This is a genomic window from Pseudemcibacter aquimaris (assembly GCF_028869115.1).
GTDB classification, from domain to species: Bacteria; Pseudomonadota; Alphaproteobacteria; order Sphingomonadales; family Emcibacteraceae; genus Pseudemcibacter; species Pseudemcibacter aquimaris.
Map to the genome: position 1 here is coordinate 2,017,466 of NZ_CP079800.1, position 20,123 is coordinate 2,037,588.

18 protein-coding genes are annotated in these 20,123 nt (G+C 41.9%); 6 read left to right on the forward strand and 12 right to left on the reverse strand.

Going from position 1 to position 20,123, the window contains the following annotated elements; genetic code table 11:
• Positions 1-40 precede the first annotated feature (40 nt).
• Positions 41-1,408: a methylenetetrahydrofolate--tRNA-(uracil(54)-C(5))-methyltransferase (FADH(2)-oxidizing) TrmFO gene (trmFO, locus tag KW060_RS09580; protein WP_249034598.1), complete on the forward strand. Its 1,368-nt coding sequence runs from the start codon at positions 41-43 to the stop codon at positions 1,406-1,408.
• 85 nt (positions 1,409-1,493) lie between these two features.
• Here trmFO and KW060_RS09585 read toward each other — a convergent pair whose 3' ends face one another.
• A complete protein-coding gene (locus tag KW060_RS09585; protein WP_249034607.1) occupies positions 1,494-2,354 on the reverse strand; it encodes a phytoene/squalene synthase family protein in 861 nt (286 codons plus the stop codon).
• Positions 2,355-2,529: 175 nt separating this feature from the next.
• Between KW060_RS09585 and KW060_RS09590 the strand changes: the two genes are divergently transcribed.
• Both KW060_RS09590 and KW060_RS09595 read left to right on the forward strand, forming a co-directional pair.
• Entirely contained in the window at positions 2,530-2,676 is a 147-nt protein-coding gene (locus KW060_RS09590) for a hypothetical protein (RefSeq protein WP_249034608.1), read from the forward strand.
• Positions 2,677-2,687: 11 nt separating this feature from the next.
• Positions 2,688-3,167 carry a urate hydroxylase PuuD gene (locus KW060_RS09595; RefSeq protein WP_249034609.1) on the forward strand — a complete coding sequence of 160 codons (480 nt, stop codon included), beginning with the start codon at positions 2,688-2,690 and terminating at the stop codon, positions 3,165-3,167.
• Positions 3,168-3,227: 60 nt separating this feature from the next.
• Here KW060_RS09595 and KW060_RS09600 read toward each other — a convergent pair whose 3' ends face one another.
• On the reverse strand, positions 3,228-5,597 hold the full coding sequence (locus KW060_RS09600; RefSeq protein WP_249034610.1) for a transporter substrate-binding domain-containing protein: 2,370 nt from the start codon (positions 5,595-5,597) through the stop codon (positions 3,228-3,230).
• Between the two features lie 248 nt (positions 5,598-5,845).
• Here KW060_RS09600 and KW060_RS09605 point away from each other — a divergent pair, with 248 nt between their 5' ends.
• Positions 5,846-6,643, forward strand: a complete 798-nt coding sequence (locus KW060_RS09605) for a class II glutamine amidotransferase (protein ID WP_249034611.1) — start codon at positions 5,846-5,848, stop codon at positions 6,641-6,643.
• 153 nt (positions 6,644-6,796) lie between these two features.
• A complete protein-coding gene (locus KW060_RS09610; protein WP_249034612.1) occupies positions 6,797-9,259 on the forward strand; it encodes an ABC transporter permease in 2,463 nt (820 codons plus the stop codon).
• Between the two features lie 52 nt (positions 9,260-9,311).
• Here the strand turns inward: KW060_RS09610 and KW060_RS09615 are convergent, their stop codons facing one another.
• From KW060_RS09615 to yajC, 5 genes are all read right to left on the reverse strand, one after another.
• A complete protein-coding gene (locus tag KW060_RS09615) occupies positions 9,312-10,070 on the reverse strand; it encodes a hypothetical protein (protein WP_249034613.1) in 759 nt (252 codons plus the stop codon).
• A gap of 75 nt (positions 10,071-10,145) precedes the next feature.
• Positions 10,146-10,520 carry an Mth938-like domain-containing protein gene (locus tag KW060_RS09620; protein ID WP_249034614.1) on the reverse strand — a complete coding sequence of 125 codons (375 nt, stop codon included), beginning with the start codon at positions 10,518-10,520 and terminating at the stop codon, positions 10,146-10,148.
• On the reverse strand, positions 10,520-11,470 hold the full coding sequence (gene secF / locus KW060_RS09625; protein ID WP_249034615.1) for a protein translocase subunit SecF: 951 nt from the start codon (positions 11,468-11,470) through the stop codon (positions 10,520-10,522). Before secF ends, KW060_RS09620 begins: the two co-directional genes overlap by 1 nt.
• 16 nt (positions 11,471-11,486) lie before the next feature.
• Positions 11,487-13,103, reverse strand: a complete 1,617-nt coding sequence (gene secD, locus KW060_RS09630; RefSeq protein WP_249034616.1) for a protein translocase subunit SecD — start codon at positions 13,101-13,103, stop codon at positions 11,487-11,489.
• A 19-nt stretch (positions 13,104-13,122) separates the two neighbouring features.
• Positions 13,123-13,455 carry a preprotein translocase subunit YajC gene (yajC, locus tag KW060_RS09635; RefSeq protein ID WP_249034617.1) on the reverse strand — a complete coding sequence of 111 codons (333 nt, stop codon included), beginning with the start codon at positions 13,453-13,455 and terminating at the stop codon, positions 13,123-13,125.
• Between the two features lie 103 nt (positions 13,456-13,558).
• On the opposite strand from yajC, the gene KW060_RS09640 reads away from it, so the two are divergent.
• Positions 13,559-14,395 carry an ATP-binding protein gene (locus KW060_RS09640; protein ID WP_249034618.1) on the forward strand — a complete coding sequence of 279 codons (837 nt, stop codon included), beginning with the start codon at positions 13,559-13,561 and terminating at the stop codon, positions 14,393-14,395.
• Between the two features lie 7 nt (positions 14,396-14,402).
• Here the strand turns inward: KW060_RS09640 and KW060_RS09645 are convergent, their stop codons facing one another.
• From KW060_RS09645 to KW060_RS09665, 5 genes are all read right to left on the reverse strand, one after another.
• Positions 14,403-14,567 carry a hypothetical protein gene (locus KW060_RS09645; protein ID WP_249034619.1) on the reverse strand — a complete coding sequence of 55 codons (165 nt, stop codon included), beginning with the start codon at positions 14,565-14,567 and terminating at the stop codon, positions 14,403-14,405.
• A 194-nt stretch (positions 14,568-14,761) separates the two neighbouring features.
• Positions 14,762-16,420: a chaperonin GroEL gene (gene groL, locus KW060_RS09650; protein ID WP_249034620.1), complete on the reverse strand. Its 1,659-nt coding sequence runs from the start codon at positions 16,418-16,420 to the stop codon at positions 14,762-14,764.
• A 25-nt stretch (positions 16,421-16,445) separates the two neighbouring features.
• On the reverse strand, positions 16,446-16,733 hold the full coding sequence (gene groES, locus KW060_RS09655) for a co-chaperone GroES (protein ID WP_249034621.1): 288 nt from the start codon (positions 16,731-16,733) through the stop codon (positions 16,446-16,448).
• A 153-nt stretch (positions 16,734-16,886) separates the two neighbouring features.
• The gene (locus tag KW060_RS09660; RefSeq protein ID WP_249034622.1) at positions 16,887-18,317 is read right to left on the reverse strand and encodes a Na+/H+ antiporter NhaC family protein; all 1,431 of its coding nucleotides are present in this window, start codon (positions 18,315-18,317) and stop codon (positions 16,887-16,889) included.
• 4 nt (positions 18,318-18,321) lie between these two features.
• Positions 18,322-20,109 (reverse strand): O-linked N-acetylglucosamine transferase, SPINDLY family protein, encoded by a 1,788-nt coding sequence (locus tag KW060_RS09665; protein ID WP_249034623.1) that lies wholly within the window; start codon positions 20,107-20,109, stop codon positions 18,322-18,324.
• Between the last annotated feature and the right edge of the window lie 14 nt (positions 20,110-20,123).

Below are 20,123 nucleotides of genomic sequence, written 5' to 3' on the forward strand. Positions count from 1 at the left end.
AAAGTGCTAAAAGCCGCTCACGATTTTGATGGATGGAAATATGAGCATTAAACCTATACATATTATTGGCGGCGGCATGGCCGGGACTGAGGCAGCGTGGCAATTGTTACAGCGTGATATTCCTGTGATCCTGCACGAAATGCGTGGTGTTAAAACCACCAACGCACATTCAACAGATGGCCTTGCGGAGCTGGTTTGTTCCAATAGCTTTAGATCAGATGATATGGAAAATAATGCGGTTGGACTGCTGCATGAGGAAATGCGACGCCTTGGTTCATTGATGATGGAAGCCGCAGAGGCAACCAAAGTCCCCGCCGGAAGCGCCCTTGCCGTCGACCGTGACGGTTTTAGTGAATATGTTCAATCGAAATTACTGGCTCATCCATTATTCACACTCGAACGTGGTGAAGTGGACACCATACCACCAACGGAATGGGGCAATGTGATTATTGCCACTGGCCCCCTCACCTCTGACGCGCTCGCGAAAGCTGTGCTTGATATCACGGGTGTTGATGAATTGCAGTTTTTTGATGCGATTGCGCCGATTATTTATAAAGAAAGCATTGATTTCGATAAGGCATGGTTCCAGAGCCGTTATGACAAGGGGGATGGCGCGGATTATATCAATCTGCCGATGACCAAAGATCAATATTACACATTCATTGATGAAATTACCGACGCTGAAAAATCGGATTATAAAGATTGGGAACAGGATATCCCGTTTTTTGAAGGCTGTATGCCCATCGAGGTCATGGCTGAACGTGGTAAGGAAACGCTTGCCCACGGGCCAATGAAACCTGTTGGCCTGACCAATCCGCATTCTGATGAACGCCCTTATGCGGTTGTGCAACTGCGTCAGGATAATAAGCTTGGTACCCTTTATAATATGGTCGGGTTCCAGACTAAGATGAAATATAAATTCCAAAAGGAAATCTTTAAGAAAATACCTGGCCTTGAAAATGCGGAGTTCGCCCGGCTTGGCGGCCTTCACCGAAATACATTTATCAACAGCCCGAAACTGCTTGATGATCAATTACGATTAAAATCAATGCCGCGCATAAGGTTTGCCGGACAAATCACAGGCGTTGAAGGATATGTGGAAAGCGGCGCCATGGGCATTATGGCGGGCCGTTTCCTGGCGGCGGAAACCTTGGGCGAAGAAATCACCGCCCCGCCAATCGTTACCGGCTTTGGCGCGCTGATCAATCACATCACCGGCGGCCACATCGAAGGGGCCGGCACCGCCAAAACATTCCAACCAATGAATGTGAATTTCGGTATTATGCCGCCGCTTGAAGAAAAGAAACATATGGTTGATGGCCGTATGGTCAAGATTAAACGCAAGTTCAGAAAACCGCTTAAATCAAAACGGGCGCTTGATGCGTTAGAGGTTTGGTTAAATTCTTAATGCTCCCACTTCAGTCATACTCGGACTTGTTCCGAGTATCTCGAGACCCTCGGATCAAGTCCGAGGGTGACAATTTTTTATGGTTTTATATCCGACCCAACAGCGCACTAAAAAACAAACGACATTGGCGTTGAAACGTACTCGCCTTTTCATTGATTTCAAACGGGTTATAACCTGCTGCTTTAAACATATTCAAATAACTGCGGCTTAATGCGCCGAGCAGGAATATGCTTTTGGTTTCTTTGGAAAGCCTTCCCTTTTCATTCGCGATTTGATCAAGATATCCGGTTGCGGACATGCAGAAGCTTTCGATCATTTTGGAAAGATTTTCATTTTTCTCTGCGGCGAAAATATCATTCTTTTTAACACCAAAGCTATCCATCGCATCCTGTGGGAATGATAATTTATTCATGGAAATATGGTAACGAATGGCCCGTAACGTGCCCACAAGCCCCCAAACCATACCAAGATCATAGGATAGCTCAAGCACCTTTTCATCACGTTCCCCGATCATCAGCGCCGCAAGACGCATTAGATTTCCCGACGTATTACCAAGATATTCTTCGAATTCCGAAACCGTTTTCGGATTTTCGTCATAAATATCGGCCTGCCTTGCATCAATGATCGCCATAAATCTGTCTTTTGCAATGCCGCTGCGTTTAATGGCGGCGGATAGTGGCAACACAACTTCATGGTTTCTGGGGTTATCGTCATAAATGCCATCGATAGATTCCCGCCACCATTGAAGCCTTATTTCACCAAGCATTGGTTCTGATACCGCCTCACGGATTTTTGCGACCTCGTGGTTAAAGGCATAAAGCGCAAACAAGTCCTCACGAACGTCTGCTGGTGCAAAAAGTGTCACCAAAAAGCGGTCGTAATCATATTGTTTAATCTGTTTTGCACAGTATGTTTCAAGTTCAGCCATGTTTGGTTTTATACCCATTATTTTATTCGTTTACCACCTAAATGACTGAAAAATACCATCTAATTATTTTAAAAAATAAGAGACATTTTGACCTAAGGTTAATTTACTGTTAAATTTAGCACCGTTCTAAAAATGAACAGGGTAAACCCGAGCAAGGGACAAATAATTATTAAAACAACGGAGAGGGTATCAAATGGCTAAAATCCTAGAATCACTGCCACTTACCATCGCAGCGGGAGTTGTCATTACAATCGTGATGATTTTCGCTACTGAAGCAATTTATGACAGTCAGATGAGCGCGCCGGAAAAGGCCGTTTCTGACATGATGGACAATATGTAAGGAGGCACACTATGGATGAAACAGTATTATTTATAATTCGTTATATGCATGTATTAAGCGGCATTCTTTGGATTGGTCTGCTTTATTATTTTAACTTTGTACAAATTCCAAGCATGCCGAAAATTCCGGATGATCAAAAACCGGCAATTGGTAAAGTAATCGCACCTGAGGCACTATTCTGGTTCCGCTGGGCTGCGATGGCAACACTTGTATTTGGTATCTTCCTTGCCATGTTTAATGGCTATCTGGTTGATGCTTACACACTGAAAATGCCTAATATTGGCTTTGGCATGTGGTTTGGTACAATCATGTGGTTCAACGTTTGGTTCGTTATTTGGCCAAATCAGAAAATCGCACTTGGCATTGTTGATGCACCAGCAGAAGCAAAACCGGCAGCAGCACGCAAAGCGATGCTATTCAGCCGCACAAACACAATGCTTTCAATTCCAATGCTTGCATCAATGATTTCGGCTCAAAACCCAATCATGTAATTTTTGGAAATAATGAATTCAAAAAAGCCGGGCTTTTTTAAGTCCGGCTTTTTATTGCCTTTAAGAAATCCTGTCCATATCAAGTTCGATAATGGCTGTGGTGCCAACACCAACTTCACTTTCAAGTCTAAAACGACAGTTATGCATGGTAACAAGTTGGGTCACGATGGCCAGCCCTAGCCCTGTGCCCTCTTCGTTTAATTCATGGTCATCCTGAATTTGCCCGAATGGGGTTAACACATGTTCAATGCGGTCTTCCGGGATACCAATACCCGTATCCTTGATTTCAATTCTGCCAACTTCATCATTCAATTCCGCCGTAATCGTGATATCACCACCATTTTTGGTGAATTTAACCGCATTAGACAGCAAATTGATAAAGATCCGCTTACATGCTTGCTTATCGCCATAAAAAATAAATGGTTCTTCAATACCAGCTAATTGATTGTTAATTTTAATTTCTTTTGCATCTGCCGCGCCCTGTATCATTTTCACAGTTTCGTTAATGCAAGCTTTGATATCAAAATCCACCTCGGCCAGTTGCATTTTACCGGCTTCAATTTTCGATAGATCAAGCAAATCCTTAATTACATCGGCCAAATGGTTACCGCTGCTGTGAATATCTTCAAGATATTCTCTATATTTCAGTTGTGGAATGGCGCCGTATACTTCGGATTTCATCACGTCGGAAAACCCAATGATTGCATTTAACGGGGTTCTTAATTCATGACTGATATTCGCGAGAAATGTTGATTTCGCCTGATTGGCCTTGTGAGCCTGTCTTTGGGAAATGATCAGTTTTTTTTCTGTTTCTTTTCTTCTGGCAATTTCACGACGCAAAATCATCACCCATGATAAAATTGCAAGTAACGCAATCGCTGATATTGCAATAATTCTATAGATCAATTCATTATTCTGACTCACCTCAACACGCAACGCCATCCAATTTCTGCTGATTTCGATTTTCTCAATTTCCGTCATGGAAATGATTGCCTTTTGCATGGAACTGGCTAGTAATGGCAATTCATTTCTAATTCCCATTGAAATTGCCGTTTGATATGGTGCATCACCCGCAACAACAAGTCCTGCATACCCTTCTGCGGCCATATAATATGATGTGGTTGTAAGGTCACCGATATATGCATCAGCACTTCCGTTTGATACAAGCGACAAGGCCTCACCAATTGTATCCACCTCTATTATATTGATATTAGGGTAATCCTGCTTGATAAATTCGGTAACTGAAAAATCTTTAAGTTGCGCAATTGTCCTGCCGTTTAAGCCATTCATATTGCCAAAAAATTCACCCTCATCAAGTGCGAAAATCACATTGTTAAGCGATATATATGAATCCGTAAACTCAAGAAAACGTCTACGTTCCGGCGTTGATACAATCGCCGAAAGCACGTCTGCTTCGCCTGCTTCAACTTTTGCCATTCCCTCTGGCCAATCTTTATTTCCAGCCCACTGAAATGTTACATTTAATTTTTCTGCAATATTATCCAGATATGCCCCGGAAATACCCGAAATATTACCGTTTTCATCAATAAGTTCCAGCGGCACGATAAACGGATCCGCAACAACCTGCACAACCGGATTATTCGCAAGCCAATTGCGTTCTTCTGCGGTTAATTCAAGTTCAGGGTTTAATTCATATTCTTGTTGCCACCTGTTCGATAAATCCTGAAGTTCTTGTGATGAAATGGCCGCCATCCCTTTTTCCAGGATTGGAACAAGTTCCGGCCAGTCTTTGCGCACACCAAATCTTAATTCAATGTTTGATGCAAATTCCGGTAAATGATCGCGCCCAAGAACAGCAAGTCCCGGAATAAAATTTTTGGTAATTGCATAATTAGCAATCGGCAGCGTTACTGAAAAAACATCAATTTCACCGGCGGAAAGCGCGACGAGTGCCTCTTTAATATTTTCCTGAATAACCAAATTAAAATCGGGATAATCGCGTTTATAAATATCAAAATGGGCGAAATCCTCGATCACGCCAATTCTTTTGTCGGATAAATCATTTATAGAATTAATCGGATCGGATCCAGCGCGGCCGAAATACACCATCGGTAAGGCAATATAAGCCTCGGTAAATTCAAGAAATTCTTCCCGTTCAGGTGATCTAACGACACTATGAAGGATATCGAGTTCTTTATTTGCGACTTTACCGCTTAATTCTTCCCATGAATAGCCATTGGTAAATTCAATGCGCACACCAATTTTTTCAGCAAGTAAATTAATATAATCAATGGAATATCCCGCGGGTTCACCGCCAAGGACAAAATCAAATGGCGGCCAGTCCATCTGGTTGGTCAGTCTTAAAACGGGGTGCTCTGCAATCCATGCTTTTTCAGCATCGGTTAAACCGACAATATTCGTATCATCCTCTGCGTCCTGCGCCATAATTGAAACAGGAAAAACGGTCATAATAAATATTAGGAACAAATACCTAATGTTATTCATCCTCTTTTTAATGACATTGTTCATGGGTCGTACACTCGAATATTACTTACCTGATATGACTACTATAAATTTATAAAACTTTATTTTTTGTTACTATAATATTTAATTTGTAAAATAGCGAGTCTGAAGAAGGCCGATACGTTCCCCCAAAAACCGCCTTAAATCTTTATTCATGCTTTTGCTTTATTCTTTTTATATGAAAGGAATATGACATGTGCCGCTTTGTTGGTTACAAAGGAAATCCTATTACTGTCGCGGATCTTTTAATCAGATCCGAAAATTCCCTTATTGTCCAATCAATCGACGCAAAAGAAAGCATCAAACCTGTTAACGGTGATGGTTTTGGCCTTGGATGGTATCCGGAACATAGTGATCCTGAACCCGGTGTTTTCACCAGCATTGAACCGGCATGGAGCAACAGAAATTTAAGACGCCTATCTGAAAAAATTGTCACATCATGCTTTTTTGCCCATGTCAGGGACGCGACCATTGGCATGCCGGTCACGGAATTAAATTGCCATCCCTTCAGATATGGTAATTATCTTTGGATGCATAATGGATTTATCAATTCATTTAAATTAATCAGACGCAGATTAATGAAAGACCTTTCCGATGATGCCTTTAATTTAATTGAGGGCAATACCGATAGCGAATTTAGTTTCGCATACTTCTTAAATCAAATCGGGCTTGATAAAAACGCATCTGCGGACACATTAGGCGCCAATATGATGTTGATGATTGAAAATCTGCGTCATGCATTAAGTGAACTTGAAATCACCGCCCATTCTATGCTCAATTTCGCCATGACGGACGGGGAAAATATTATTCTGACCCGTGCAACATGTGGTAAAATTGATGCGGCACCATCGCTTTATTATTCAGAAACCGATGACGCTGTTATCTTTGCCAGCGAACCTCTTAGCAAGGTACGTGAAAACTGGCGGAAATTACCAACCAATTCTGTTTTCGTGATTGATAAGAATAATTCGATAGAAATATTACAGCTTTGAACCGCCCAGATGTTCAATAACGAACACAATGATGTCCGAAAATGAACAGTTGCCACATATGCATTTTCATAACCCATTGAAAATTCATCATTTTCATTCTGGCATAATATTTGCTGTTATTCGGGAAGTATATTTATCAAAACTGGAACGAGCATGTTAAACCATTATTTCAAAACGGCCTTACGCGGCATATTAAAAGATAAACAATATTTCCTGATTAACGTCATCGGGCTTTCTGTTGCCTTAAGCATTGTGATCCTGATCGCATTATTTGTGCGTGATGAATTGGGATATGATAAATGGTTAACGGGTCACAACCGTATTTATAAATTAGAAGCAACCGCAACCCCGCCGGGCGGCGCACCGGTTAAGGTTGCCTATACCCCCGGTCGGATGGCACCAGAATTAAATACCCGTTTTGAAAATGAAATCGAACACGCTGTTCGCGTTTACCCCAATGAAACCTCGGTTCGCCGCGGAACGTCACAATTTAATGAAACCGTGCATTATGTTGACCAGGGCTTCTTTGATATTTTCAATATCCCTTTTAACATGGGAGCTAGCGACGCCGTGCTATCAAACAGCAACAACATCGCAATAAGTAAATCTATGGCCACAAAATATTTTGGCACTGAAAATCCAATTGGCCAAATATTGGATATTAATCATTCCCCAAGCGCCAGTCGCATTGATTATCAGGTCGTTGCTGTTTTTGACGATATCCCATCAAATAGCCATCTAAATTCAACTTTCATTGCCCTTCTCGATCCATCAAGATATGTGAACTGGCCATGGGTTACAGAAGACTGGAATTCATTAACCAATCACACATATGTGAAATTTAATGAAACGGCGGACATTACGAGCTTTCAAAATAATTTCGCGAGCTTTACAAGAACACTACCGATTACAGCAAATAATGACGCTGACAAAACACCGCGTTTTACATTCAGCATGATCAACGTTGCGGATATTCATTTAAAATCCACGGCACTGCGCCCCCTTAAACCAGGCGGTGATATTAAAACGGTAAATACATTTTCAATGATCGCCATCTTGATTTTAATCATGGCGAGCATCAATTTCACCAACCTTGCATCCGCACAAGCCATTAAAAAAGCAAAAGAAGTATCAATCCGCAAAGTCATGGGTGCAAATCGAAAACAGCTTATTGCCCAGTTCCTTGGTGAGACTATATTAACAAGCTTCATCGCCATGATTATTGGCGTTGCAGTGGTGGAAATGTTGTTGCCACTTTATAATGATTTCTTAGGAAAAAATATTACCCTTTACCCGTTAAGTAACCCACTTGAAGCCATCACCTTACTCGGGTTTAGTTTATTTGTTGGAATATGTGCCGGTTTTTATCCTGCATTTGTTTCATCATCCTTTAGACCGGCAAAAATCCTGCTTGCCAATAAATCCGATATCCCCGGTTCAACAAAACTGCGTCATATATTACTCGTTGTTCAGTTTACCATTTCAATCGGGCTTATCATTTCAACATTGATTATTTATGCGCAGACGCTTTATTCGCAAAATATCGACGCCGGATTTGAAAAAGAAAACAGAATTGTTCTTTCTGGTTCTGGGTTTAATCAGGTTGCCCCTGCATCCAAATTATTGAAAGAACAAATCGCCAATATTCCCGGTGTAAAATCGGTCGGTATTTCATCGGATAGTTTCCCAAATCAATATGGTAATTTCGCGAATTTTTTATTGCCGGAAAGTAATAATGCCGAACCCGTAAACATCCAAACCATGTATATGGATGCAGATTTTCTTAAAACATATGGCGTGATACCGGTCGCAGGTCGTTTATTTTCAAATGATTTCATCGGTGATTTTGAAACCATTCCGGAAAATGACAATCTACCTATCACCCGTAGCGCCGTTGTTAACGAAGGACTGGTTAAACTTGCCGGTTATGAAAATGCAGATGATGCAATCGGTAAAGTCATCCGCGCGGCAAATGACCGCCCAATCGATATTACAATTGTTGGCGTGGTTAATGATCTGCATACGGAATCAACCCGTCAAACACCTACCCCACAAGTTTACTTCGCAACCGAAGCAGGGCTTGATTTCATCACCGTTCATTTAAATGATGCCTATAACGGTGAAATGGGCCAGCGTCTTGAACGAGTTTGGGGTCAAGTTCTTCCAGATGTGCCACTTATTTCTAACCTGACGACAGATGTTTATGATGCGCTCTATATCGATGAAACGCGCCGCACGAAAATTTTCGCGACATTCTCATTGCTATCAATATTCATTTCAAGCATTGGATTATACGGCCTTGCCGCATTCGTCGCCGAAAGCCGCACCCGTGAAATTGGCATTCGCAAGGTATTGGGGGCAACGGTACTGGATATCGTAAAACTGCTTATTATTCAGTTTTCAAAACCAGTGCTAATTGCCAACATCATTGCCTGGCCTGTTGCTTATCTGAATATGGAAGAATGGCTTAGCACGTTCGCTTACCGGATTGATATCAGCCTCGCTTACTTTTTATTCGCTGGCGGTATCACGTTATTGATTGCGTGGGGTGTCGTAATTGGTCACGCCCTAAAAATCGCCCGCGCCAATCCGGTTCATGCACTTCGTTCAAATTAAGTGGTCTAATTAAAACGAATAAAGCCGGGCTATAACTAGCCCGGCTTTTAAATTAATAACTTTCATCCGCCATGAATTTTCGCTCAGCGACAATTTGTTGGTAAATCACCCCCATGACAACAACAAAATAAACGGCAAACAAGCTACTTACTAGTGCATTTAGGAATTGGAATAACGGGGATACATCTCCTGTTGCCTGCAGATCACCAAGCAAAATAGTCATAAGTAATAAGGACACAACCACCATTGGAATTACTGGCACAAGGACAGTGCCCAATATTGCCCAGCGATTCCCTTTGGTCAGGTCTTTACTTCTATCAAGGGCAGCAAGTATTCCGATATTTTCTGCGAGCTTTGCCGGAATAGATAGATAAAGCGTCAGCATCACAATAATCCCTGGAATAATTAATAATAATAACCCAAGTACGGTTAAAATCATCGAAAGGATATATAATCCGATGACAGGGATAACCGCCTTAATTGCCCGGGATATATATGGGTATTCGCTAAATGAAATATCGTGGAATGATGCATGTGTTTTATCGAGCGTTATGATGATAAAAATTGCATATAAAATATAATAAAATGCATAAATTGCTACAAATGGAACATCACCATTTTGTATAAATTCAAGTACCTCTGCTGGATCGCTTAAATCCACATTTTGATAAAACAAAATATAAGGAAGCGATGCAAGCAGTGCATAAAGAACAACTAGAACACCAAAAAACTGAAATTCATTTTTCATTACACGCACACCATCAGATAGCGCATTAAACACAGAAAATGTTTGATGATAACACAGAGACATAATTCCCCCTTCCTATAGTTATAATTTTTGGAAAGAATGTCTTACAATACCGTCACTGTCAAATGATAGTTTTTATTAAACGGCAATCAGCGCGGCCGTAACACGGCGCCCTTCGGATAGTAACACGTTATAGGTACGCGCGGCGGCGCCCGTGTCCATCATTTCAGGAACGATGCCTTTTTCCTTTAACCCAAGGCGAACCTCTTTCGGTAAGAATGCCATCCCTTCGCCCATGCCGATGATCAGCATTTCAATCTCGTCTTTAAATTCGATAATTTTTTCTAAGCTTTCTACGGTGATGTCTTCTTTTGATGTCACATCCCATGGGTAAAATCCTTTTGGTGTGATCAGCATACTTCCTTCAAAGCGGCTATCCCCCATACGAAAGCCCCCATTACCATAACCGGCAATGAAGGCTTCTTCACCAGATTTAATTTCTGAAAATTCCATTATCTGAATTGTTCCGGAATGATTTCTTTTCCGTCTTTGGTCATCTCTTCTTCCTCTTCACGGCGAATTTCAAACCAGAGTAATACTGGTGACGCAATGAATACAGATGAATAAGTACCAACGAAAATACCCCAGATCATCGCCGCTGTGAATCCTCTAATCGCTTCACCGCCAAGGAAATATAGTGAAGCAAGAGCGATTAAGGTCGTCACAGATGTCATCACCGTACGGGCCAATGTTTCATTAAGACTAAAATTAATCAGTTCCGGCATTTCTTTCTTACGGTATTTGCGTAAATTTTCACGGATGCGGTCATACACAACCACCGTATCGTTAAGCGAGTAACCAACAATGGTGAGGATCGCCGCAATAATAGAAAGGTTAAATTCCAATTGCGTTAAAGCAAACATACCAATTGTCAAAATAATATCATGAACCAGCGCAATTACCGCCCCAAGGCCAAATTGCCATTCAAATCTGATCCAGATATAGAAAAGCACGGCACCAATCGCCAAACCAACCGACATAATACCGGATTGGATAAGCTCTCCTGATACTACGCTACCTACTGATTCAGTACGTTGGAAAACAATATTGTCATCAACACCAGCTTCCAATGTCGATTGAACAAGATTAACAACTTCGTTCAGGGACATTGTTTCGTGTTCTTCAATACGGATCAAAATTTGATTATCCGCACCAAAGGTTTGAATGGAAACATCGCCCAGATCCAAATCACCTGTTAACCCCCTGATATGCGCAAGGTCAGCAGTTTTATCCAGATGTGCTTCAATAAGAAACCCACCTTTAAAATCGATACCGAAGTTAAGTTCTTTTGTGAAAAATAAACCAATTGATGCAACAATCATCAAAACAGAAAAAACATAAGCAATTTTTCTGAAATTAACGAAAGGAATATTTGTGTCTTGTGGGACTAATTTAAGTAACATATCAAATACCCTTCCCTTAAAGCTTCAAACTGGCGGGCTTTTTCTTACGTGCCCAGGTTACAATGAACAAACGTGAAAGGCTGACCGCTGTGAAGACGGATGTAAAGATACCCGCGGCAAGTGTCACCGCAAACCCCTTCACCGGGCCTGATCCAAATTGGAACAGAATAAGTGCCGCAATAAGCGTCGTTACGTTCGCATCCATAATGGTGCTAAACGCACGGCTATAACCCACATCAATACACGATAATACATTTTTACCACGACGCAGTTCTTCGCGGATACGTTCAAAAATAAGCACGTTGGCGTCAACCGCCATACCGATCGTCAGAACGATACCGGCAATTCCCGGCAGCGTCAGCGTAGCGCCAAATAAGGACAACACACCAAAAATCATGAAGATATTGATAATCAAGGCCACATTGGCAATAACACCAAAGAAACCGTAACTTAAGACAATATAAATCATCACGGCCGCAAGTCCGATAAGAGAGGCAATTTGACCTGCCGCCACACTATCCGCACCAAGGCCCGGCCCAACGGTACGTTCCTCAAGCAAATTGAGCGGCGCAGGAAGCGCACCCGCACGAAGCAGCAATGCCAGGTCATTTGCTTCTTCCACAGTGAAACTACCCATAATGATCGCCGATCCACCAAGGATGGCTGAATTAATGTTCGGCGCACTGATCACTTCGTTATCAAGAACGATGGCAAATGGTTTACCCACATTGGCGCGCGTCGCATCGGCAAACTGTTTCCCGCCTTTTGAATTGAAATTGATACTGACAGCCGGGCGACCATTTTCATCTGTGGAATAACTGGCGTTCACAAGATCTTCACCGGAAACCATCACTTCATCACGGATCGCATATTGGAAAAGTGGTGCGCCATTTTCATCTTTTTCAAGGGATGGGTAAATGGTTGTGCGTGGCGGCACACGGCCACGATTAATATCTTCCTGACTAACCGTAAGATTGGTCAGATGAAAGTTCATTTGTGCCGTTTCACTTAAGATATTTTTGAAATAAGTTGTATCTTCAACACCTGGCAATTGGATCAAAATGCGGTCAAGGCCATTTTGTTGAATGGTCGGTTCCTTGGTACCTGTGCCATCAATACGGCGGCGGATAACCTCAATTGACTGTTCAACAGATTGGATTTTCTTTTCTTCAATCGCACCTTCAGACATATTGATATTAATTACCGCGCCTGTTCCCTCTGCGATTTCAATATCTGGGGAACTTGCGCCGGTCATCAGGTCAATACCAACCTGTGTCACTGTCCCTTGAATAATTTCAAGTGCACGGACACGGTCTTCCGGATTGGTAAGGGTAAAGATCAAACGATCGCCGTTTACACGGTAACGATGACGAATTCTTTCATCACTTAATAGATCACGGATGGATTGTCCACGGTCAAGAAGCATGTTTGAAATAACACCGGCTGTGTCCACTTCCATCAAGAAATGCGCACCACCCTGAAGGTCAAGACCAAGTGTCACCTGACTTGATGGCATAAAGCCCGGTAAATTTTCGATTTGTTCATCAGAAAGAAAATTCGGCACCGCAAGCATCACCCCGATAAGGGAAAATAGCGCAATTGAAATTACCTTCCATCTTGGAAAATCAAGCATCGTTTAATCCAATAAATGTTTATTTTTTATCGTCGTTGGCCGGTTGAGTTTTGTCAATAACCTGCCCGATTGTTGAGCGAACGATTTTAACTTTAACATCAGTTGCGATTTCAACTTCAACATGATTGTCATCTACAACCTTGCTGACTTTACCAACGATACCACCTGATGTAACCACTTTGTCACCGCGTTTCAAGGCGCCGACCATGGCTTGATGTTCTTTAGCGCGTTTTTGCTGCGGACGGATGAGCAAAAAGTAAAAAACAACAAAAATTAGTACAAATAGTAATAACCCCATAAGGCCACCATCACCACCCCCGGCTGTTTGTGCATATGCTTCAGAAATAAACATTTCGATATTCCTTTTATATTTATAAAAAATTATCTATTGGATATAAGCGTATGGCGCGTTAAAAACAAGGTTAAAGCCGATAAAATTATAGATTGGGATCAATATGGCAGAAATTAACGATAAAACCCTAAACAGAATAGCGGATGCCCTTGAACGTCTTGCACCGAATGATAGCGTTAAACCTACGCTTGATGGCGCAGATGCATTTGTTTGGCATGCTGATCCCGACCGCCTTGACCCTATTCATAATGTCAGCCGCGTTGATTTTAACCTGCTTCAGGGGATTGATCATGTTCGTGATATTCTGCTTAAAAACACGGAACAATTCGCAAACGGGTATGCGGCCAATAATGCCCTACTGTGGGGGGCTCGCGGCATGGGTAAAAGTTCCCTTGTGAAAGCACTGCATGCGAAGGTGGGCAATTTAGCGCTTATTGAAATTCACCGTGAAGATATCCCAAGCCTACCACGACTACTTGAAATCATTCGCGACAGTGGTCGTCAGTGTATTTTATTTTGTGATGATCTGTCGTTTGATCATGATGATGGTAACTATAAATCATTAAAAGCCGTACTCGAAGGCGGCATCGAAGGCAGACCAAAGAATGTGATTTTTTATGCTACATCAAACCGTCGCCATCTTATGCCCCGTGATATGATGGAAAATGAACGCGGCACAGCCATTAACCCATCAGAAGCGATAGAGGAAAAAGTATCCCTATCCGATCGTTTCGGCCTATGGCTTGGTTTCCATAGCTGTAATCAGGATGATTATCTTAAGATGATTGACGGATACCTTGATCATTTCGGCATCAAGTATGACCGCGATGACGCACACGCAGAAGCACTCACATGGTCAAGAACCAGAGGCGCAAGATCAGGTCGCGTGGCCTTTCAATTTATTCAGGACCTCGCCGGTAGAATGGGTGTAAAACTATAAATTAGCGTTAAGCATCAACGAGATAGACGCTATCTTTAACATCATCTCTAACAAGAATTTTGAAATTCTTTTGCTTTTTTAACAGCTTTTTTGAAAAAGTCTTCGCTGCACGTGGCTTGCCTGCCGCCTGCAGATAGTATTCTACACTATATATATCGGTACATTTATTCATGTCTTTTCTCTTAAAAGCATGGGCTATCCATAATGGGAATCGCCTTATCTTTTTTTTATACCAAAATGTTTACAATTTAATTAAAGCCAAATTAAGACAACGTTAACCATTGCATGAAAAAAGGCCAGGGAAATACCCTGACCTTTATATAGTACATTAAGTAATAGATGTAAAGTGCTGTATTATATAGGGGTTTAGAAACCGCCCATACCGCCCATTCCACCCATGCCGCCCATGCCGCCCATATCAGGCATTGCAGGTCCAGCATCATCAGATGGGATATCAGCAACCATTGCTTCGGTCGTGATCAATAGACCGGCAACTGATGCAGCATCTTCAAGCGCAGTACGAACAACCTTAGTCGGGTCGATAATACCAGCTTCTACTAGGTTCTTATATTCTTCGCCTTGTGCGTCGTAACCGAATGAATTGTCATCCTGTTCGATCATCTTACCAGCGATAACCGCACCGTCTTTACCAGCGTTCTCAGCGATCTGACGAACTGGTGCTTCTAGTGCACGGCGAACGATATTAACACCAACTGTTTGATCAGCGTTCTCGCCTTCTAGGCCTTCAAGTACACGTGTTGAGTAAAGAAGCGCAGAGCCACCACCTGGTACGATACCTTCTTCAACAGCTGCGCGTGTTGCGTGAAGCGCATCATCAACTCGGTCTTTACGTTCTTTAACTTCGATCTCTGTTGCACCGCCAACTTTAATAACGGCAACACCGCCAGAAAGTTTTGCAAGACGCTCTTGAAGTTTTTCTTTGTCGTAATCAGATGACGTTGCTTCAACTTGTGCACGGATTTGTGCGCAACGTGCTTCGATGTCACCTTTTTCGCCAGCACCGTCAACAACCACTGTGTCTTCTTTCGTGATGTTAACGCCTTTAGCAGTACCAAGCATATCAAGTGTTACTGTCTCAAGCTTGATACCAAGATCTTCAGAAATAACCTGACCACCTGTTAGGATCGCGATGTCTTCAAGCATTGCTTTACGGCGATCACCGAAACCAGGCGCTTTAATCGCAGCAATCTTAAGACCGCCACGTAGCTTGTTCACAACAAGCGCAGCAAGTGCTTCACCTTCAACGTCTTCCGCGATGATAAGTAGCGGACGACCTGATTGTGCAGCAGCTTCAAGAAGTGGAAGCATTGATTGTAGGTTTGAAAGTTTAGCTTCGTGAAGAAGGATGTATGGGTTTTCAAGTTCCACAGACATCTTTTCAGCATTTGTGATGAAGTATGGTGAAAGGTAACCGCGATCGAACTGCATACCTTCAACAACGTCAAGCTCTGAATCCAGACCTTTAGCTTCTTCAACTGTGATAACGCCTTCTTTACCAACTTTTTCCATTGCGTTTGCAATCATGTCACCGATTTCAGTTTCACCGTTTGCTGAAATTGAGCCAACTTGCGCAACTTCTTCAGATGTTGAAATTGGGTTTGAACGCTCTTTAAGTGATGCGCTTACTTTTGAAACAGCAAGATCAATACCACGACGTAGGTCCATTGGGTTCATTCCTGCAGCAACAGATTTGAAACCTTCACGAACAAGTGCTTGACCAAGAACAGTTGCAGTAGTTGTACCGTCACCCGCAACGTCGTTTGTGCGTGATGCCACTTCACGAACCATTTGTGCGCCCATGTTTTCATAAACGTCTTTTAGTTCGATTTCTTTTGCAACAGATACACCGTCTTTCGTGATACGTGGTGCGCCGAATGATTTTTGTAGAAGTACGTTACGGCCTTTTGGACCAAGTGTTACTTTTACAGCGTTTGCAAGGATATCAACACCAGCAACGATACGTGCACGTGCGTCTGATCCGAATTTTACGTCTTTAGCAGCCATAATTATATATTCCTCTTAAAATTTCTTATTCAATAATGCCAAGAATGTCAGCTTCTTTCATGATCAACAGCTCTTCACCGTCAACCTTGATTTCTGTGCCTGACCATTTACCGAAAAGCACTTTGTCGCCCGCTTTAACGTCAAGCGCAGCAACAGAACCGTCATTGCCCTTTACGCCATTACCAACGGCAACAACTTCACCTTCACTTGGTTTTTCTTGTGCTGTATCAGGAATGATAATTCCACCAGCTGTTTTAATTTCATTTTCAACGCGACGTACAAGTACGCGATCGTGTAATGGACGAAATCCCATTTTGAAACCCTCTTTGATTTAGGTTGTTAAAGTTAATTACATTTACGCTTTTAGCACTCTTAGAACAGGAGTGCTAAAAGCCACACAGAACAGATAGTGGATAGGGTTTAATACTTCAAGGGCCAGATTTAAAAAAAATGCACTTTTTTTAAATTAAATCACCAGATAAAGCGCAATCGTACCCGCACCAACGGTTAACGCGTACGGAAGCTGGGTAATCACGTGGTCCATATGGTCACTGCCGGCACCAACGGACGCCAGTACCGATGTATCGGAAACCGGTGATGAATGATCACCAAAGATACCACCGCCAACCACGGCCGCGATTACTTTATAAACAATCGGGTCATGAGCAACACCACCGCTAAAGCCATATGCAATCGGCAGAACGAACGGGATCATTAATGCAAATGCGCCCCATGATGTTCCGGTTGAAAATGAAATCACCGCCGTTAAGAAAAACGTCGACGCCACGAGTAATGACGGCGTCATGAACCCATCGCTTAGCGCCATGATAAATTCCGCAGCGCCAAGCCCCTTGGTCACCGTATTAATACAATAGGCAAGCGCGGTAATGATAATCGCGGACATGACACTTTTCGCGCCCTTGATACCGATTTCGGTAAGGTCGCTGAAATCTTTTACATATTTTTTGAAATATAGCGAAAAGCCAAGATAAATCACCGCCATGATAAAGGCTTCAAGGATCATTAAGCTACCGAACATAAAGTAAGTGATAATCACCGTACCGAACACCATGAAAATTGGTAATCCAAAATCCCAGAACAAATAAGCCTTTTCAAATTTTTGATCGAATATATCATCGCCTTCATCACTGACCATTGGAATGGCGCCATCACGCAGTACTTTTCCTTCATCACGGGCACGCTTTTCCGCTTTTCTCATAAAGCCGTAATCAGGAATGATTTCCAAACAAATCAACATAGTAAAGAAAATCAACAGCATCGGGTAAATGTTATAAGGAATGGATGACGCAAATAATGTTATTGCCTCTTCCGCACCATTCACAGGGCCACCTTCCTTTGCGATTAAGCCACCGATATAAGCCCCCCATGACATAAATGGTACAAGCACACAAACGGACGCCGTCGTACTATCCAAAATAAACGCAAGCTTTTCACGGGAAATACGCGCCTTATCTGTTAAGGGGCGCATAATCGGACCAGTCATCAACGGGCTAAAATAATCATCAACAATAAAGAAACCCATCATCCATGTGGTGAATTTCACCTTTTTCGGGCTGGTGCCTGTTTTGGAAACCTTATTAGCGAATGCAACAAGCACCCCTGCCCGTTTAAAGAGTTCAAAAAGAATTCCGATAAAGATAATAATCACACAGATGCGGATAAATTCACCATCAAGGCTCGCGGCAACCAAATTCACAAAACCACCCGCAGGATCAAGTCCCATCATAAATTCATCTGGATTATATCCCATCATCATCACACCGACCAAGCAACCTGCGAAAAGTGAAAAGATCGCGCTTCTGGTCCAGAAGGCTGTGATTAATGCTAATAGTAATGGCAATAATGCCCACACCCCGAAATTGATGGTCGCTTCCATGTAATTATTTTTCCCTTTTTACGACAGAGACCAGAATATCTTCAAAGTCTTTCACCCATTTCTTCTGATCGAATAATGGCAATGTGTCTTTATTTTCTTTTAAATGTGTTTTTAACGCCGCAAGGGTATCAGGATTTTTTGCAATTTCAACTGCGCGTTCAATATATTCTTCTTTTGTATGGGTAATAAGACTTTCCAGATCTGCCGCACTTAACATGCTAGATGAAACGCGCGAATAAAATGGCTTGCCAATTTTAGCAAGCACAGGCAGGCCAACCCCTAATGCTTCGATGCACGTTGTATGTGCCCCACAAATAAAGCTATCGAGTAATAAATCTGAACATATAAACCTAGATAAATGTTCTGTATTTTCAACCCTTCCCGAAATATAAAGTCTATTCGGGTCTATGCCATTATCCTGTAATTTTTGTTTTACATTTTCGATTGTTTCATCATTTTCCAACATTAACCAAAGTACACTATCCTCTGCCCTTCTTAATATTTCGCACCAAGCAAGAAATGTTGCTTCATCAATTTTCCAGCTGTTATTGAAACTACAAAAAACAAACTTATCTTCCGGAATATTCCAATAATCCCGTCCAAGTTCCTTGGCTTCGTCACCCTGAATATTTGGAAAGAAATAACTATTCGGCATCCTTAGTGGCATTTCAGTATAATGATCTTCCAATTCAGCTGGCGCAATTACATGATCCGTTAAAGCATAATCATTCCATGTTGCTCCAGTCGTACAAGGTGTTCCAAGCCAAGCAATTTGAATTGGGGCCGGTTTTTGAGCAAGCACCCCCATACGGCGATTTCCGACAAACCCGTCCAGATCAATAAGTACATCCATTTCAGTTGATGCAATTTTCTCTGCCATTTCCTGATCGGTCATTGAAATTAGCTCATGCACATAATCACAATCGCCTGATATTTTTTCATAATGCGTACAGGTTTGGTCAGGATTTACAGGGAAAATATGAATTTCGACGACATCACGATCAAAGAGATCAAAGAAATTAAAAAGTACATAAGCCGTTACATGCCTAGATAAACAAGAAGAAAAAAAGCCGAGCTTAATTTTACCCTTCTTTTTTACCTGCTTAGCTTCAGTATGATATTGAGTAAAGGTAACACCCGAGCGTTCCATTATATCAATAAATTTTTTGCATTCATTTTCCGCCAAGTCACGCATAAAACTGCCATTTTCGATGAACTTCATTGCGTCATAAACAGTTAATGGGGCCGCTTCACCTGTCTGCATTAAATTTGAACTTATGGAATATAATTTATCATCAAGCTTTTTCGCATCATCCCACATACACATATCATGATAACAACGGTGCAATTTGACCATATTATTAATATTTGTGGGATCTTGTTCGAATATGTGTTCAAAACAATCCATTGCGAGGTTTGTTTTAAATTGTAATTTATAACAATCCCCCAACACCATCCAGGCATCAGTTAAGTTAGGATCCTGATCAACAAGATATTTACATATTTCTTCGGTACTTTTAAAATTTCTTAGCTCGATTTGAACGCGTGCATATTTCACCAATAGTTCAGTGCCAATACCATTTCCGGCTCTGCGTATGGCTTCTTCAAAACTGTTTTTCGCTAATAAAAAATCGCCCGTTGCAAAAGAGGCATGCCCAAGCATTTCATAAGCCAGCCAAAAATCAGGCGCATTCTTACAAACACTTAAAAAACATTCTTTCGCCTTAAAGTTGTTTTTTGCTTTATAATATTTAAGCCCTTCTTCAAAAAGAGATCTGACATTCGTAGACATGTTTTTCTTGTTTC

Excerpts from the sequence above, each read along its gene's own strand:
- KW060_RS09620 (WP_249034614.1), bottom strand. The coding sequence starts at position 10,520 with ATGGAATTTTCAGAAATTAAATCTGGTGAAGAAGCCTTCATTGCCGGT.
- KW060_RS09665 (WP_249034623.1), bottom strand. The coding sequence starts at position 20,109 with ATGTCTACGAATGTCAGATCTCTTTTTGAAGAAGGGCTTAAATATTAT.
- KW060_RS09590 (WP_249034608.1), top strand. The coding sequence starts at position 2,530 with ATGGCTAAAATCCTAGAATCACTGCCACTTACCATCGCAGCGGGAGTT.
- secD (WP_249034616.1), bottom strand. The coding sequence starts at position 13,103 with ATGCTTGATTTTCCAAGATGGAAGGTAATTTCAATTGCGCTATTTTCC.
- KW060_RS09645 (WP_249034619.1), bottom strand. The coding sequence starts at position 14,567 with ATGAATAAATGTACCGATATATATAGTGTAGAATACTATCTGCAGGCG.
- groES (WP_249034621.1), bottom strand. The coding sequence starts at position 16,733 with ATGGGATTTCGTCCATTACACGATCGCGTACTTGTACGTCGCGTTGAA.
- KW060_RS09600 (WP_249034610.1), bottom strand. The coding sequence starts at position 5,597 with ATGACCGTTTTTCCTGTTTCAATTATGGCGCAGGACGCAGAGGATGAT.
- KW060_RS09615 (WP_249034613.1), bottom strand. The coding sequence starts at position 10,070 with ATGTCTCTGTGTTATCATCAAACATTTTCTGTGTTTAATGCGCTATCT.
- KW060_RS09640 (WP_249034618.1), top strand. The coding sequence starts at position 13,559 with ATGGCAGAAATTAACGATAAAACCCTAAACAGAATAGCGGATGCCCTT.
- KW060_RS09660 (WP_249034622.1), bottom strand. The coding sequence starts at position 18,317 with ATGGAAGCGACCATCAATTTCGGGGTGTGGGCATTATTGCCATTACTA.
- groL (WP_249034620.1), bottom strand. The coding sequence starts at position 16,420 with ATGGCTGCTAAAGACGTAAAATTCGGATCAGACGCACGTGCACGTATC.
- yajC (WP_249034617.1), bottom strand. The coding sequence starts at position 13,455 with ATGTTTATTTCTGAAGCATATGCACAAACAGCCGGGGGTGGTGATGGT.
- KW060_RS09595 (WP_249034609.1), top strand. The coding sequence starts at position 2,688 with ATGGATGAAACAGTATTATTTATAATTCGTTATATGCATGTATTAAGC.
- KW060_RS09585 (WP_249034607.1), bottom strand. The coding sequence starts at position 2,354 with ATGGGTATAAAACCAAACATGGCTGAACTTGAAACATACTGTGCAAAA.
- secF (WP_249034615.1), bottom strand. The coding sequence starts at position 11,470 with ATGTTACTTAAATTAGTCCCACAAGACACAAATATTCCTTTCGTTAAT.
- KW060_RS09610 (WP_249034612.1), top strand. The coding sequence starts at position 6,797 with ATGTTAAACCATTATTTCAAAACGGCCTTACGCGGCATATTAAAAGAT.
- KW060_RS09605 (WP_249034611.1), top strand. The coding sequence starts at position 5,846 with ATGTGCCGCTTTGTTGGTTACAAAGGAAATCCTATTACTGTCGCGGAT.
- trmFO (WP_249034598.1), top strand. The coding sequence starts at position 41 with ATGAGCATTAAACCTATACATATTATTGGCGGCGGCATGGCCGGGACT.